Source organism: Gilliamella sp. ESL0232, from assembly GCF_013346885.1.
Taxonomy (GTDB): domain Bacteria; phylum Pseudomonadota; class Gammaproteobacteria; order Enterobacterales; family Orbaceae; genus Gilliamella; species Gilliamella bombi.
Map to the genome: position 1 here is coordinate 59,792 of NZ_JAAEDW010000002.1, position 14,663 is coordinate 74,454.

Sequence of the window (14,663 nt, forward strand, 5' to 3'; positions counted from 1 at the left end):
GAAAAAATAAGAATATGCTATGACTATTAAAAAACAACAAACCGTGGTTGTTAAATTAGGTACCAGTGTACTAACAGGTGGAACAAAACAACTTGATCGAGCACAAATAGTTGAGTTGATAAGACAATGCGCAAGTCTACATCAAGATGGACATAAAATTATCATTGTTACATCTGGTGCAATTTCAGCTGGACGCGAATATCTTAACTTCCCTACCCTACCTAATACTGTTGCTTCAAAGCAATTACTCGCTTCTGTTGGACAAAGTAAGCTTATTCAACTTTGGGAACAGCTATTTTCTATCTATAAGATCTATATTGGTCAAATGTTACTTACCCGTGCAGACCTTGAAGATCGTGAAAGATTTTTAAATGCGCAAGACGTTTTAAAAGCAATGTTAGATAATCATATTGTTCCTGTCATCAATGAAAATGATGCTGTTGCAACCGCAGAAATTAAAGTTGGCGATAATGATAACTTATCAGCGCTAGCTGCCATTTTAGCTGAAGCAGATAAGTTGATTTTATTAACCGATATTGAAGGTCTTTATACAGCCGATCCAAGATCTGATAAAAGTGCCAAGTTAATTCATGAAATTGATCATATTGACGATAATTTACGAAGTATCGCCGGTGGTAGTGTTTCAGGGCTTGGCACGGGTGGTATGAGCACAAAATTACAAGCAGCTGAAGTAGCAGGAAGTGCGGGTATAGAAGTTATTATCGCTGCAGGAAATAAACCAAATGTTATTATTGATATTGTCAATAATAAACCGATTGGAACACATTTTTTACCACAAAAAACACCACTAGAACATCGTAAACACTGGTTGTTTGGCGCACCAAAAGCAGGCAAAGTGTTATTAGATGATGGTGCTGTTAATGCGATTTTAAATAATGGTAGTTCGCTATTACCTAAAGGAATTATCAGCGTAGAGAAAGATTTTTCTCGCGGTGAAGTTATTGATATTTGCGACAAATTTGGCAAACGCATTGCGCGCGGTGTCAGTCGTTATAATAGTGATGCTTTAAGGCAAATTGCTGGGCATCATTCTCAAGAAATTAGTCAAATTATTGGCTATGAATATGGTCACGTTGCTGTTCATCGTGATGATATGATAATAAAATAAATAATAAACAAGGAAGGAAAATCATGGGATTAGCTATTGGAGGTATAATTGCTAATTGGTTAGCAGTAGATAGATTTAAATTATATGACTGATGATGATAAGCAATCATTATTAAAATAAATAAATAATATAAAACAACTAAATAGTAATATAAAATCGTGGTGATAACAATGTTACAGCAAATGGGTAAAACTGCTAAACTTGCTTCATATCAACTAGCACAATGTCCTACCGCAATGAAAAACAACACGTTGATGGTTATTGCTGATTTATTAGAACAGCATAGCGCAAGTATACTCATTGCAAATGAAAAGGACATCCAAGCGGCAAAAAAACAAAATTTAAACGAAGCCATTTTAGATCGTCTACTCTTAACACCCAAACGATTATCATCTATTGCCAATGATGTCCGTAAAATCATTTCATTAACTGATCCTATTGGTCAAATCATTGATGGTTCTACTTTAGAAAACGGCTTAAAGTTACACCGTCACAGAGTGCCACTTGGCGTTATTGGTGCGATTTACGAGGCTCGACCAAATGTAACAATTGATATTACAGCTCTTTGTTTAAAAACAGGCAATGCCGCAATACTTCGCGGGGGTAAAGAAACAATCAATACTAATATGGCCACAATTTCTGTTATTCAAAAAGCGTTAAAACAAGTTGGTTTACCCCAGACAGCTGTTCAATGTATTAATAATCCTGATCGTAAATATATTCATGAGTTACTTAAACTCGATAAGTATATCGATATGATTATCCCCCGAGGTGGTGCATCTTTACATAAATTATGCCGTGAACATTCAACAATACCTGTCATTACAGGTGGTATTGGAGTCTGTCACATTTTTGTTGATGAAAGTGCTGATGTTGATAATGCTCTACCAATTATTGTCAATGCCAAAACTCAGCGCCCAAGCACTTGTAATACGCTTGAAACGTTACTAGTTCACCGAAATATTGCGGAGCAGTTTTTACCAAAACTTTGTCAGGTCATGGCAGATAATAACGTCGTATTACATACTGACCAAAACTGTTATGACATATTAAAAACAGGTAATGCAACTATCCTACCGGTAAAAAATGAAGAATTACGGCAAGAATGGTTATCAAAAGATTTAAACGTGATCATTGTTGATTCACTTGAATTGGCTGTAGAGCATATCCGCGAGTATGGTACGGGGCATTCGGAATCCATTCTCACGCGTAACTTGCTTAATGCAGAACAGTTCGTAAATCAGGTTGATGCAGCTGCAGTTTATGTCAATGCATCAACACGTTTTACTGATGGTGGGCAATTTGGATTAGGTGCAGAAGTAGCAGTTAGTACACAAAAACTACATGCACGCGGACCAATGGGACTAGAAGCTTTAACTACCTATAAATGGATAGGTTATGGAGACAATTTAATTCGTCAATAATAAAATTCTGTTTAATATAACTGTTCGGACATCCCGAACAGTTTTTATGCTTAACCAAACTAATCAAAATTACGCATTAATAATGCATAATTTAAATCGATTTCTTCAGGAATCGGAATATAAACAATATGACCATCACCTAAACCAGCAGGAACAGGTTGCCCTTTTTTGTTTTCCATTCGCTCAATCGTGAAAGTTTTATTACCTTTCGGTGTCATCATTTCAACGCTATCCCCAACAGAGAATTTATTTTTTACGATAACTTCAGCCAATCCATTTAATCGCTCACCACTAAACTCACCAACAAATTGTTGCCTTTCCGAAACTGAATGGCTATGTTCGTAGTTTTGCATTTCTTCATGCTTATGGCGACGTAAAAATCCTTCCGTATACCCTCGATGAGCAAGTGCATTAAGCTCTTGTAACAAGCGAGGATCAAAAGGTTTACCTTCACTCGCCGCATCAATAGCTTGGCGATACACTTGTGCTGTTCTTGCACAATAATAAAAAGATTTAGTTCTTCCTTCAATCTTGAGCGAATGTACACCAATTTTTGTTAAATCATCTACTAGTTCCACTGCTCTTAAATCCTTTGAGTTCATAATATATGTACCATGCTCATCTTCGTAAGCTTGCATATATTCACCTGGGCGACCTGATTCTTCAAGCATAAATACTTTACTAGTAGTTTGACCAATTCCTAATGTTGGTTCAACTTGTTTTACCGAGATCGGTTCACATTTATGTACAATTTGCCCCACTTCGTCTTCTTTACCCTCAGCAACTTTATATTTCCAACGGCAGGCATTAGTACATGTCCCTTGATTTGAATCACGCTTATTAATATAGCCCGAAAGCAAGCAGCGCCCAGAATATGCCATACACAATGCACCATGGATAAACACTTCTAACTCCATTTCAGGAACTTTTTCACGGATTTCAGCAATTTCATCAAGTGATAATTCACGCGATAAAACGACTCGAGTTAATCCCATTTTATGCCAAAATTTTACTGTTGCCCAGTTAACAGCATTCGATTGTACAGATAAGTGAATTTCCATATCAGGAAAATGTTCGCGAACTAACATGATTAAACCTGGATCTGACATGATAAAGGCATCAGGTTTCATATTTACAATGGGTTCTAAATCACGAATAAAAGTTTTTAACTTCGAGTTATGTGGTGCTATATTCACAACTACATAAAACTTCTTACCTTGAGCATGTGCTTCGTTAATGCCAATTGCTAGATTTTCATGATTAAATTCATTATTACGAACTCGTAAACTATATCGCGGTTGGCCGGCATAAACAGCATCTGCACCATATGCGAAAGCATAACGCATATTTTTTAAAGAACCGGCAGGAGAAAGTAATTCTGGTTTTGCATATAAATTTGTCATTAAAAATGCCTCTGATTTCAGGTCAGTATTACTTATAAGTAATAGGTTAAGCAAAATAGGATGGGCATTTTACGCTTTAGCCTATCTGTTGGCAAATTTATTATATTCCAAGCTATAAAAAACTTTCAGTTATTGCTTTTCTCGACACTTCTCACTTTATTTAAGTATGATAAGTTAGGTTTTATTATTCAATAATGGTAAATATTCATCCCATCGGTATTCTCTAATTGGCATGGGATTAACCTCTTTAAAATATAAAACTAATGCAGGTTTAATACCATTCCAATTATCCACAAACTCATATCTAACAAGTTTACCATTTTTGATTAACTTCTTTGCTTTTGCATGATAATTAAAGTAGCCCATAAATAATGTTAATAAATTAGCTTACAAAATTAAAAAATAAATATAACTGAAAAAAATAAAAATTGATTAATTTAAAAAATGGAGGCGCGTCCCGGAGTCGAACCGAGGTAGACGGATTTGCAATCCGAAAACATATCATTATAAATCAATCTGTTACAAAAATAACTTAGAATATACAGTACTTTTTATCGATTTTTTCATCGTTAAATATCAATAAGTTATTCAATTATATTCTCACATATTCTAACACTTTTTGCGACCATTTTCTCAAAATTTCACATCACAAATTCACATCAAAATACAATCAATATAAAATACTCAAAAGTTCACGCTTTCGCTTATCATGATAACAATAAACTACACACTACCAATTTACATACGCATGACGCCCGAAGACTTCGAAAATGAAATTACGGGCGAATGCTACATTATTAACAGCGACGACGAGCACAATTATGTGTTCTATCAAACAGCAAAAACGCTATACGATATCGCCGATTTTGTGATGCTACATGACGCTGTTGAGTATTGTAAGTTGAAGATTGATAGTGTGTTTGTTAATATCTCAATTATTTAATTAACTTAAAAAGTTTTATGAAATACATACATATAATTAAATTTTTATTAACGCATGATCTGACTCATTTAAAAGAGTGCTGGCTTATTGAGCTAACTTCCGGCAAAAAAATATCTGTTTACCGAGTAATAAAATCATATCTTAAGACAAGATCGCCGCAAAAAAAATATTTATTTTGGTGGCGATTAGCTAACGAAATTTACATTCATGGCAATGATAAACAAAAAAGCGTTGCAAAAAAAATTCAATCTAAATTAATTAGTAAATTTGGTATTGATATAATGCTTGGTACTAAAATCGGTAAAAATCTATCAATTGCGCACCCATACTCGATAACCATAAATAAAAATGTAATTATAGGTGAAAATTTCACTATTCATCAAAACGTTACTATCGGAATTAGTCACGAGCCAACAAATATTGTAATTGGTGACAATGTTTACATTGGGGCAAATTCTGTGATTTTGGGGGGAAGAATAAAAATAGGTAATAATGTAAAAATCGGTGCAATGTCATTTGTAAATAAAGATGTTCCAGATAATTGCACTGTTTATACGCAAAAAACAAATACAATCATTCAGTAAGGATTAAACATGAAATTATATAGAGTTGAAGCTGTTCATAAAGATTATGATGCATACGAAGAAATCTATGTTTTCGCAAATGATGAAAAACAGGCTCATAAGTTAGCTATTGAATATTCAAAAATAGAAGACGAAACAAATTATTATAAAGATTGCGATTGTTTTTTGCCGGTGGGCGGCGGTTATGTTAGCAATTTTGTAAAAGTGAGAATAACAGAAATTCAACAACCGAAAAATCCGGAAGTGCTCACAGGACTGTGGGTGAAAGGTTAATGAACTCTACTATTTCAATTTTATTTTTCAACTATCTTATTGATAAAGGCTGATTGACGTTACATATTAATATCATAAGTAGCGAAAACAAGCCTTTATGATATTTTATTAAGGTTTTTCTGGCCAATCGATATCTGGCGCAGTATCAATATCAATACGATTTAGTAACGCACGATATTTTTTCCATGCAGCGTATAGCGTTTTCTCTTCGTCTGTAGCTATTTCTGTATCAATCGCATCTTGTAAATAATCAATCTGTGAGCTAGCTTCGCTTAATAGCTGTTTTTTCTGTGCTGCTGCTACAGCTACATAGTGCTGATGCTGTTTATTTTCATCTAACACCCACTTTTCACCGTCCCACCTGTCGAATTCGCTTGATGGCTTTAACAGCGTGTAATCTGTGGGAATGTCGCCAATTTCTGCCACTGTTGATTCTGCACCTGTTTCAGTTGAATAGATTTTTTTGCCCCGATGATCTGCTGGGTATACCCACTTGTCGCCATCCCTGATGATCGCGTGCTCGTCATCAACTGGCTTTGGTGCGTCTAAACACACATGATTGGGCAAACCGATACCCTCAGCAACATATTCGTATGTTGCGTTGATAAATTCACCAGTTTTTGTATCTGTGTTATAAATTAATGCCCAGCCCTCTACTACTACAAATCCCTCATTGTTAAACTGTGCCACTTTTGGTGTTAATTGATATTTCATTATAGATCTCCTAAATTATTCTGCTTTAAGTATGTACATAAATGCTAAGTTTCGAGGGTGGTTATCATGTGAAGTTGGTACAATTCTCGACGCATCAAAATTTAAAGCAACATTAGTACCTCTCCAAGACTCACCGACATGTCCACCCGAAGACGACAAAACATCGTGACCAAATGCGCCATTACTTAAAACTTGGCTGTAAAACTGAATTGTTGATGTTGAGCCATAGATGTTTCGAATTGCATCACCCTGCCAGCTCAATATGCCACGCCCAGGATCTGTACCTTTGCCATCGTCCCATCCTCTTATGAATTCACCGCGTAAATCCGGCAAATAACCCGATGGGTACACTTGCGCAAGCTTCGGATATTTATTTTTATCAAATTTCCAACCGTTGCATTTTAGCCAGCCGTCTGGAGGTGTGGTTGTTGGCCATGGTTGGGGAATGCCGACTGGCAGCAGGTAGTCATTAATATTTGCAGTTGTGATTTGTTCAACCCATCCATGCAACACCCAACCGTCTTTTGTTTTATGTGCCGTCGCTTTGTAAAATTTGTTATTGGACTGATTAATCTCTAATGTAGCACCCGCACCCGCATCGTGATATCTACGCGTTACGGTTAATGTCCCGGTAATGCCTGAAATAGGTGAGTTAATATAATTACCAGCAAGCGTAAATGACTGGCTAACAGATAGAATATCATCTGATAACAAATCAGTGCCAGATGCTAATAAAGGAGCTCTACTAAATAAGCCGCCGTCACCAGTTTTCAATACTGATTTATTGTTAATTTTCACATCATCGACGTTTTCAAAACGCCAAGTATTACCGTTGCTTACGTATCGCAGTTTGTTTGTCCACGTGTTTGATTCAGAATTGTGGTATGCGTATACAAAACTATCACCCGAGGGTCTTAAAACAAGCTCATTTCCATTTTCGTGCAAAAATTTTATACCGTATGACGTTGGTAAAAACCTCAACTGTCCTGTTATTTCATCGCCCGATTTTTTTACGGCATTTGATGCTAAATCATATGCAGATTTCACGGCTTTAGGTGTCGCAGCTTCTGTTTCTGATGTGCTATCAGTTGATGAGTTGAGCTTTACTATACCGCTTTGTGTTGTACTTGCTTTAGAAACTTCTGCTTGCGTTTTTTTCCATTTTGTAGTGCTTGCTGCTGGGTTCGAGTTATCATTTTCAACTATTGATGTGTATAAAACACCGTTATATTTAATAATTGCATTAGCTGGATATTTGACGCTTTCGCTCCATTCTGGTACGCCCTGCTGTAATAAATACAACATGTTTTTATCAACGCGATTAAATGCGCCGTTCATCCATTCTAACGGCGGTTTTGAGCCTGTTTGCTCAATAGTTACCCCCCATCCCCTGCTCACATCTGGAAAGTCCGAAACTTCGCCTTTTTTCGCAGATTCAGCAAAAATTAAATAATCTGGTTTTTCTTGAATTTTCATGAATTGATTCCTATTTCTTGAAGCCTTACAAATTTACCCGAATTAAACCCGTATGAATTTTTGTCATGCACAAAGCCAAACGGTTTGTTATTGACTAAAACTAAATAGCGATACATAACACCAATCGGTCGAACTAAAATATCCATTTTGCTAATTGCATATAGCGTTAATGAATTAAGCTGATCGCTATTTACTAGCACGTTCATCGTCATATCTTGCGCATCAATGATGTTTCCGTGTTCACCAATCATGAATTTAATTGATTTAACAATGTTTGATATTTCGCCATTCTGATAGTTTTTAGCTATGCGTGCTTTAATGAAAAAACGATAGTCACTATCATTTAAAACGACTGATGCATGTAATGCGTCACCATGTCGATAAAACTCACCGACACCGAACGATAGCGCTGTTTTATCCTTTAACCATCCGAAATACTCTTTCGCTATTGCTGTTGGTAAAATTCTTGATACACCGACATGACGACCAACTAGGTCCAACGCATATCCCGTCGCATCGTCAATGTTGAGAATATCTGCTAATTGAACAACATTTTTAAACGTGTTATCGGTTTCTGCATAGATAGCTCTAATCGTACCCAAGGCATTGGGTTTAGTACGATATTGCCAAATAATGAAGTTTTCCCTATTCATCTATCAGCACCTCGATATTATTTATCTGTGCATATTCTCTATAACCGATATTTGCTATATTTGAGCCATTAACTGCTAGCTCTTTAATATAAAAGCCGTCAACTAAATTAATGCTCGAAATAATGCGCGATGCATAAACATTCTCGCCGATTTCAAATTCCAAACTCTTTAAATTAGTTTTGATTTGCTCAGTATTAATATCATTAAATGATTTATAACGACCAATCACCATTGAGACGTTAACATCAATTTTTTTCGGTCTGTCAAAGTAAACTCTTCGAGGTATATCATCTAACAGATAAGACGTTTCAATTTCCCCAAATAGACCACATCCGCCAATTTTCTTCTTGGTGATCACTTCCGCTATTTTTTCATCAGCACCACCCAAAATAACGGCATTAAATGAGTGAGCAGGCACACCTTTTTCATCTTTTTTATTCGTGTAATTTTCATATACAACACATTTAGTCACGCCAGTTATATTCATTAGTGCGGACTGTATGCCTCGTCTATCGTCATAGTTATTAATTGAATGAGAAAGCATGAAACGTTTTAATAATTGTGCGTCTGTTTCTTCATCAACTCCGCCATAGCTTTTTGTGTTTGCTGTGACTTTATCAACGCCGATGATAATTGTGCTTGCCGTAAACTCATCAAGTGCGTTAACAGTGTAATTACCGAGTTCTAACGACCTGAACTTAACACGTGCGCTACCCAGATCGTTTAACATTATCGGCTCTGTCGTTACCCATTTGTTTTTATTTTTATCAATATAGATTGAATTGTTCGGTATTGTCGTTTTTGGTGAGCCAGTGAAAATAACCTCATCAATATAAGAATAAGATGCTGTAATTCGAGTTATTCCTGCGTACATTGCTCGCTGCTCTAGCCAGTGACCAGTTGCTTGGTATGGATCTAACATCTGAACGATAAACGAAACAGCTTGATGAATGTTTGCAAGCTCTTGCGAGAATAATCCAAGTAATTGACCGTCTGGCGTATCACTGTCAAGGTTGACATTCTCGCCGTAAATAGATTTAAATGCGCTAACCAATCGATTTTGAATAGTGTATAAGTCATCAATTTCGACGCCTTTATCTGTTATCTGTAACATTAAATGATGCCTCGTTAGTTTTGTTAAATTTATCTGTATAACTAATTTGTATTAGAAATTGTCGAGTATCGCTATCTAACAAAATATCGAAACTATCGATATTGATCACACCATCCACTTTAAAAATCTCCGCTTTTACATCAATTTCTAGCTGTTTTGTGTTTGGGTTTTTAGTGAGATAATCAAACCATGCGATACCATCCTCACGATTTAAAAACCAATCACGTTTTAGTGCTAATAACTTGGTTTTCACGCATTGCGCTATCGCCTCGGAACTATCTAAATAGTTACCTAAACCATGTCCAAACGTCCAATCGTGATTATCATCAAGCTGTCTTACAATCATGTCGGTGCTCCAGTTTTGTCATTGCCACTTTTTACATCTGTGTGAGTGTGCGTATTTAAGTCAATGCCTTTATTTGTTTTAACATCTTCTGCCGTTATCGTGCCCGAACTTGTTGTATTTCCGCCTGTTTGATTGTAGCTACCAATTTGCTCAGTATTACCCTCATGCTCGATATTACCTTTTATATAGATTGTTCCGTTTGTTAGTCGGATATGCGTTGAGCCGTCGTCTGTTTGCATTGATACGCCGTCGTGATAAAAATCAGGGATTTTATTAGGCACGCTATTGCAACCAACTATAAAAAAGCCATCGCTTAGGTCGTTAATTCGATTGTCCAATGGTTTTGACGCATTACCCGAAGCAAACCAACCATCAATACAACGGCTAGAAAAGACAACCAACCCCTCATCCCCTGCTTTTATCGGTACAGTAATGCAAAATCCGCCAGCATGTGGAAATTGGGCAGGGACATCCACTAAAGGTGGTATCGTTATTTCTTGCCCGTTTGCTACAACCCGATTAACCATCACTTGGCAGCTAACAGTATGACCGTCAAAGCTAATAACCTTGGCAGGTAGCGCAGTGTATATATTCGATTGAGCACGCTTTATTTGATTTTCAACCGCTTCAAATAGTGAATCTGTCATCTTTTCTCCGAACAATAAAAAACCCGCCGAAGCGGGTTAAGATCAATGCTGATCATGATATAAACTTAACTAATTGATAAATAATATTTTTAAGCGTGACGTGTTTTTATGCTTTTTATTAATGTTCTATTAATCAAATAGTTACGATTGTGATCAACTTTGGATTGATAATTCATTTTATACTTTTTCAAACTTTCCGCCTGTGCAAACTAGTTTGCTGTGCCAGTTAGTACCGTATAAATCGCCGTTATGCTCTATTGATTTGATTTTGTAATCACCGTTGTACTCCGAAAGCTTTGACTCAACACGAACAAGCGAACCAATTCTATAATGCGGATTGCATAGCGTTGTAATTTCTAGTCCGCCATTAGTTTTTTTTGGGCTTCCTATCATTCCTGTATTTTTAGATATTACCCAACCCTCATTATTAGCGAGGGCTTTATTTTTAGGGATAACAACTAGCTGATCATCTTGTATAGACCAATCAGCGTTATTGTTAATAGCGATTTTATGCATTGCTTCGCGTGTGTCGCACATGAGCACCTTACCACGAGGTAATACTCTATCATTAGGTAAATCAATGTTACCTTTCTGAACACCAAAACTACTTACTGCTTCGTTTAGAAAATCGCTATCTTTTTGCCCTTTTTGCATTGTTTTAATAATGGTTTTCTCGGTATAGGCTCGGTGTCCATCACCGCACCGCATCGTTGTGATGATATCCTGCCCTGTCAGTTTATTTTCTACTGTCAAAATATCGCCACAAAATATCAACCTTAGTAAATCTTCTTTATAGCAGACTGATAACTCTAAAAAATGATATTGTTTGCTAGTGATAAGGTTGCGGTTTGAATCATTAAGATTATAAACCGATATTTCGCCAGTGTTTGGCTCTGATGTTAGCGTTTTTTTAATTGAAAAAGCGACACGCAAATTATTAATAACAATGCTTTCTTTGCGATTACCGATTTTAAGCTCTAAAACCCTGCCGAATTGACGCACGATATTCTTCCTTAGTCATTATTAATAATTGCATACGATTATTAAGATCATCTTTAGATATAGCATTAATACCCAAACCAGATTTATCATCTAATACCAACACGAAAGGTAAATTGAACTCAATTAATGACGGGCTACCGACAGACAGCCCTTTGTTTTTCGTGATATATTCATCTTTATCAATATCAAATAAATCAAATTGATACCCAGTTGATATTGCGTTATATCTTAATGTTAACCGCAAGTTCATATCGTATAATGAAAATGATTGTTCTAACACATCATCGCTTGTTGTTTGTATGACATACATTTTAACCTCTAACAATATTATCTAGCCCCGATCGTTCTTCTTGCGGTTGAGTTTTGCCAAGGTTCCTTGTTTTCGGTTTTGGTACACTCAGGCCACTAGCGATTTGTGTTTCAACTATGAAAATTTCGCGAAACGTTAATACAAATTCACCACTTGTGTTTTGCTTTTGAGTAAGTCCAACAGACGTAAGTATCATGTTTTTATACTGCCGCGTATTTGTTTGTAGCATTACAGGCTCACCGCTTCGCTGTACAGCTAACAATTTTTCATGAGCATCAGCAATACGATCGGATGATAAACTATTCAACAGCGGAGACTGATAATCAGGCAGAAAATCAGCTACAACTTGATTAACAGCTTTCGCACCAGTTTTAAAGTGTGATGCAAAGCGATTTACCATATTTTCCGCCTGTGCCGTTATGGTTTTAATGGGCATCGGGAGAGGGTAATCTGAAAAATTAAAACCTAATAAATTATCAAATGAAAATGTATTAGTTTCGTACCCAACAACCAAGCCATATACTGTCACTTCTTTCGGGTCTAATACTGCATGATCCGCAATGTTAGCCCCGTTTTCGATCGGGTTTTCGGTTACTCTTAGCTTTGACGCATGCTGTTCAATAGTATTAATATCAAGACTAAATACCGTATTCTCGGTAATTATCAAACCGCTATCTTTTGATGATTTATTTAATATAGATTGAAACATTAGTTAGACCCCAAAGCTGTTTGCGTGTTATCCACTAAATTGCGTACAGCATTATTAGAAATGCTATTCAAGCTATCAAAACCTTCTTGCGGTGTTGTAACGTTCATCGTGTTATTGATAGTTACCGCATTGTTATTATTTACGTTTTTGTTTGCTGGCATGAGACTTCCTGCCTTAGCTCCGTCTGTGCTTAGCTTCGCTTGAATGTTCGTGTTAGTTAATCGCTTAGCTGTAACTTCTACCTCATCATCGTCACCACCTAGCCCGATCCACGACAGCGCCCCTTTAACTTTACTTTTAACTGAATCAATAAATCCATAAAATTTATCTTTTATCCAATCCATCGCTTTTTTGAAAGGCGCAATAATTGACTCATGCACTTTTAAAAACGTTTCAGCAAATTTCTTGGTAGTATCTCCAACATCACCGACCCACGCTTTAAACAGGCTTTTTACAAAATTCCAAGCTGATTCAAAGGGGAATGCAACAAAATCGAAAATAGCCCAAAGCGTTTCGCCTATTTTGTCGATCGTTGTGGTAGTGTCATCTTCCCAGATGTCAAACAGATCATTAATAAGCTTCCAAGCAGCTTTAAACGGAGCAACTAATAATTCGATAATCGCTTTAAACGTCTCTCCAATAGCATTAACAGAATCCCCAGCATCAACACCTAGCCAATCCATTATTTGGCAGATTACTTTATAAGCCATGCGGTACGGTAGTGTTAGCGCATCGACAATAAAGTTAAAAATCTTACCGACTCTATCGACCGTTTTGCTCGCTTTGCTTTCAGACATACCGAAAAACATTAGTATGCTCTTGAATGCTTTTGACAACAAAGACTTGATGCCAGATATCAGTGATTTAAAACCGCTTACTATCGAATCAAACAAGCTTTTTGATAGCGATTTAACTTTTTGAGTATCACCAGACCACAGCGCTTTAATGAATTCCCAAAATGTTTTTGCAAATTCCCAAGCGGCTTTAGCGCCATCGATAAATGGTTGCCAATACTCACCGAACAGGCTTTTACCGCCGTTCATGTAGACCATCAGGTCATCAATTAACAGCATTAACGCAGTTAATAAACCCAGTATTATGCCTATTGGGCTAAATAAAAATGCTCGATTGAGAACTGCCCAAGCGATGCCAAGTGCTATTAGTGCGTTTTTCCAACCGATTGTGCCTGATATGATTTTGTCGATAAATTTAACAAAATTAACAACAACCTGAATTGCCATCCCGACTGCTTTAATGACTTTTGTAATGCCGTCAGCAATCAATTCCTTATTAACTGTTAACCAGTTTCTGAACCCAGCAATTAAATTCGTCAGCGCAGGTGCAAGATTTAGTGCAATTTTCGTTTTTATGCTATCGAGTGCTAGCCCAGTCTTGCTCATTTCTCTTTTATAAAGCTCGGCTTGTTTAAGCTCTTTTTGTGAGATACTGAACAAAGCACCTTTTTTTGTGGCAAGCTCTTTGGCTTTATCGATTGCATTATTAAAAGCACCAATCAATTTTTTACCGTACAATACAGCGGTTGCAGCTAACGCAACTAAAATCATCTTCAATGAAAATAATTTCGATTTTGTTTGACTTGCTGCTTTACCTGCTTCCGCCGTTGATTTTTTTGTCTCGCGAATAGCCTTGTTTGCATCTTCTTGTATGCTATTAGCGGTATCTGCAAGTTGATTTGCACCAGCTTGTAAATTATTAACAACTTTCGTTATTTCACCAGCTTTTGAGGCATCAACACCGATTTTTATCAAAAATTCTTCTAAAAACATTATTGCGCCTCACTTTGCTGTTGTTGCTTTTCTGCTAATTTAGTTTCAGCTATTACGTTATGCATATCGATAACATCATCAAGAGAATAAACAGTTCTAAGCTCGTGGAGCGTTGCATATTTATTTACGATAACGCCCCACACAAACCA

The 14,663-nt window shown here is 36.5% G+C and carries 18 protein-coding genes; 5 read left to right on the top strand and 13 right to left on the bottom strand.

Annotation, left to right across the window (positions count from 1 at the left end):
- Window positions 1-19 precede the first annotated feature (19 nt).
- Together proB and proA are read left to right on the top strand one after the other, a co-directional pair.
- Window positions 20-1,129, top strand: a complete 1,110-nt coding sequence (gene proB / locus GYW75_RS03065; RefSeq protein WP_194240421.1) for a glutamate 5-kinase — start codon at window positions 20-22, stop codon at window positions 1,127-1,129.
- 170 nt (window positions 1,130-1,299) lie between these two features.
- Window positions 1,300-2,553, top strand: a complete 1,254-nt coding sequence (gene proA, locus GYW75_RS03070) for a glutamate-5-semialdehyde dehydrogenase (RefSeq protein ID WP_065590526.1) — start codon at window positions 1,300-1,302, stop codon at window positions 2,551-2,553.
- Between the two features lie 59 nt (window positions 2,554-2,612).
- Here the strand turns inward: proA and trhP are convergent, their stop codons facing one another.
- Window positions 2,613-3,956 (bottom strand): prephenate-dependent tRNA uridine(34) hydroxylase TrhP, encoded by a 1,344-nt coding sequence (gene trhP / locus GYW75_RS03075; RefSeq protein WP_065610101.1) that lies wholly within the window; start codon window positions 3,954-3,956, stop codon window positions 2,613-2,615.
- Window positions 3,957-4,130: 174 nt separating this feature from the next.
- On the bottom strand, window positions 4,131-4,322 hold the full coding sequence (locus GYW75_RS03080; RefSeq protein WP_174798388.1) for a thermostable hemolysin delta-VPH: 192 nt from the start codon (window positions 4,320-4,322) through the stop codon (window positions 4,131-4,133).
- A 343-nt stretch (window positions 4,323-4,665) separates the two neighbouring features.
- Between GYW75_RS03080 and GYW75_RS03085 the strand changes: the two genes are divergently transcribed.
- From GYW75_RS03085 to GYW75_RS03095, 3 genes are read left to right on the top strand one after another with little or no spacing between them, the layout of a single operon-like run.
- Window positions 4,666-4,899 (top strand): hypothetical protein, encoded by a 234-nt coding sequence (locus GYW75_RS03085; protein ID WP_174798389.1) that lies wholly within the window; start codon window positions 4,666-4,668, stop codon window positions 4,897-4,899.
- Window positions 4,900-4,916: 17 nt separating this feature from the next.
- The gene (locus tag GYW75_RS12445; protein WP_174798390.1) at window positions 4,917-5,483 is read left to right on the top strand and encodes a serine O-acetyltransferase; all 567 of its coding nucleotides are present in this window, start codon (window positions 4,917-4,919) and stop codon (window positions 5,481-5,483) included.
- Window positions 5,484-5,492: 9 nt separating this feature from the next.
- Window positions 5,493-5,756: a hypothetical protein gene (locus GYW75_RS03095; RefSeq protein ID WP_174798391.1), complete on the top strand. Its 264-nt coding sequence runs from the start codon at window positions 5,493-5,495 to the stop codon at window positions 5,754-5,756.
- Between the two features lie 108 nt (window positions 5,757-5,864).
- Here GYW75_RS03095 and GYW75_RS03100 read toward each other — a convergent pair whose 3' ends face one another.
- From GYW75_RS03100 to GYW75_RS03155, 11 genes are all read right to left on the bottom strand, one after another.
- Complete coding sequence (locus tag GYW75_RS03100; RefSeq protein ID WP_174798392.1) at window positions 5,865-6,470, bottom strand: tail fiber assembly protein; 606 nt, start codon at window positions 6,468-6,470, stop codon at window positions 5,865-5,867.
- A 15-nt stretch (window positions 6,471-6,485) separates the two neighbouring features.
- Window positions 6,486-7,946, bottom strand: coding sequence for a phage tail protein (locus GYW75_RS12335; protein ID WP_202983912.1), 1,461 nt, complete (start codon window positions 7,944-7,946; stop codon window positions 6,486-6,488).
- Entirely contained in the window at window positions 7,943-8,599 is a 657-nt protein-coding gene (locus tag GYW75_RS03115; RefSeq protein ID WP_174798393.1) for a DUF2612 domain-containing protein, read from the bottom strand. The genes GYW75_RS12335 and GYW75_RS03115 overlap by 4 nt, the downstream gene beginning before the upstream one ends.
- Window positions 8,592-9,713, bottom strand: a complete 1,122-nt coding sequence (locus GYW75_RS03120) for a baseplate J/gp47 family protein (RefSeq protein ID WP_174798394.1) — start codon at window positions 9,711-9,713, stop codon at window positions 8,592-8,594. The genes GYW75_RS03115 and GYW75_RS03120 overlap by 8 nt, the downstream gene beginning before the upstream one ends.
- A complete protein-coding gene (locus tag GYW75_RS03125) occupies window positions 9,694-10,059 on the bottom strand; it encodes a hypothetical protein (RefSeq protein WP_065590531.1) in 366 nt (121 codons plus the stop codon). Before GYW75_RS03125 ends, GYW75_RS03120 begins: the two co-directional genes overlap by 20 nt.
- Window positions 10,056-10,706 carry a Gp138 family membrane-puncturing spike protein gene (locus tag GYW75_RS03130; RefSeq protein ID WP_174798395.1) on the bottom strand — a complete coding sequence of 217 codons (651 nt, stop codon included), beginning with the start codon at window positions 10,704-10,706 and terminating at the stop codon, window positions 10,056-10,058. Before GYW75_RS03130 ends, GYW75_RS03125 begins: the two co-directional genes overlap by 4 nt.
- Window positions 10,707-10,883: 177 nt before the next feature.
- On the bottom strand, window positions 10,884-11,708 hold the full coding sequence (locus GYW75_RS03135; protein WP_174798396.1) for a phage protein: 825 nt from the start codon (window positions 11,706-11,708) through the stop codon (window positions 10,884-10,886).
- A complete protein-coding gene (locus tag GYW75_RS03140; RefSeq protein WP_174798397.1) occupies window positions 11,677-12,018 on the bottom strand; it encodes a phage baseplate plug family protein in 342 nt (113 codons plus the stop codon). The genes GYW75_RS03135 and GYW75_RS03140 overlap by 32 nt, the downstream gene beginning before the upstream one ends.
- 1 nt (window position 12,019) lies before the next feature.
- Window positions 12,020-12,727 carry a phage baseplate protein gene (locus tag GYW75_RS03145; RefSeq protein ID WP_174798398.1) on the bottom strand — a complete coding sequence of 236 codons (708 nt, stop codon included), beginning with the start codon at window positions 12,725-12,727 and terminating at the stop codon, window positions 12,020-12,022.
- Window positions 12,727-14,514, bottom strand: coding sequence for a phage tail protein (locus GYW75_RS03150; protein WP_174798399.1), 1,788 nt, complete (start codon window positions 14,512-14,514; stop codon window positions 12,727-12,729). The genes GYW75_RS03145 and GYW75_RS03150 overlap by 1 nt, the downstream gene beginning before the upstream one ends.
- Entirely contained in the window at window positions 14,514-14,657 is a 144-nt protein-coding gene (locus GYW75_RS03155; RefSeq protein ID WP_174798400.1) for a hypothetical protein, read from the bottom strand. Before GYW75_RS03155 ends, GYW75_RS03150 begins: the two co-directional genes overlap by 1 nt.
- Window positions 14,658-14,663: the final 6 nt, after the last annotated feature.

Excerpts from the sequence above, each read along its gene's own strand:
- GYW75_RS03085 (WP_174798389.1), top strand. The coding sequence starts at position 4,666 with ATGATAACAATAAACTACACACTACCAATTTACATACGCATGACGCCC.
- GYW75_RS03145 (WP_174798398.1), bottom strand. The coding sequence starts at position 12,727 with ATGTTTCAATCTATATTAAATAAATCATCAAAAGATAGCGGTTTGATA.
- GYW75_RS12335 (WP_202983912.1), bottom strand. The coding sequence starts at position 7,946 with ATGAAAATTCAAGAAAAACCAGATTATTTAATTTTTGCTGAATCTGCG.
- proA (WP_065590526.1), top strand. The coding sequence starts at position 1,300 with ATGTTACAGCAAATGGGTAAAACTGCTAAACTTGCTTCATATCAACTA.
- proB (WP_194240421.1), top strand. The coding sequence starts at position 20 with ATGACTATTAAAAAACAACAAACCGTGGTTGTTAAATTAGGTACCAGT.
- GYW75_RS03115 (WP_174798393.1), bottom strand. The coding sequence starts at position 8,599 with ATGAATAGGGAAAACTTCATTATTTGGCAATATCGTACTAAACCCAAT.
- GYW75_RS03125 (WP_065590531.1), bottom strand. The coding sequence starts at position 10,059 with ATGATTGTAAGACAGCTTGATGATAATCACGATTGGACGTTTGGACAT.
- GYW75_RS03150 (WP_174798399.1), bottom strand. The coding sequence starts at position 14,514 with ATGTTTTTAGAAGAATTTTTGATAAAAATCGGTGTTGATGCCTCAAAA.
- GYW75_RS12445 (WP_174798390.1), top strand. The coding sequence starts at position 4,917 with ATGAAATACATACATATAATTAAATTTTTATTAACGCATGATCTGACT.
- GYW75_RS03130 (WP_174798395.1), bottom strand. The coding sequence starts at position 10,706 with ATGACAGATTCACTATTTGAAGCGGTTGAAAATCAAATAAAGCGTGCT.
- GYW75_RS03095 (WP_174798391.1), top strand. The coding sequence starts at position 5,493 with ATGAAATTATATAGAGTTGAAGCTGTTCATAAAGATTATGATGCATAC.
- trhP (WP_065610101.1), bottom strand. The coding sequence starts at position 3,956 with ATGACAAATTTATATGCAAAACCAGAATTACTTTCTCCTGCCGGTTCT.
- GYW75_RS03140 (WP_174798397.1), bottom strand. The coding sequence starts at position 12,018 with ATGTATGTCATACAAACAACAAGCGATGATGTGTTAGAACAATCATTT.
- GYW75_RS03100 (WP_174798392.1), bottom strand. The coding sequence starts at position 6,470 with ATGAAATATCAATTAACACCAAAAGTGGCACAGTTTAACAATGAGGGA.
- GYW75_RS03080 (WP_174798388.1), bottom strand. The coding sequence starts at position 4,322 with ATGGGCTACTTTAATTATCATGCAAAAGCAAAGAAGTTAATCAAAAAT.
- GYW75_RS03120 (WP_174798394.1), bottom strand. The coding sequence starts at position 9,713 with ATGTTACAGATAACAGATAAAGGCGTCGAAATTGATGACTTATACACT.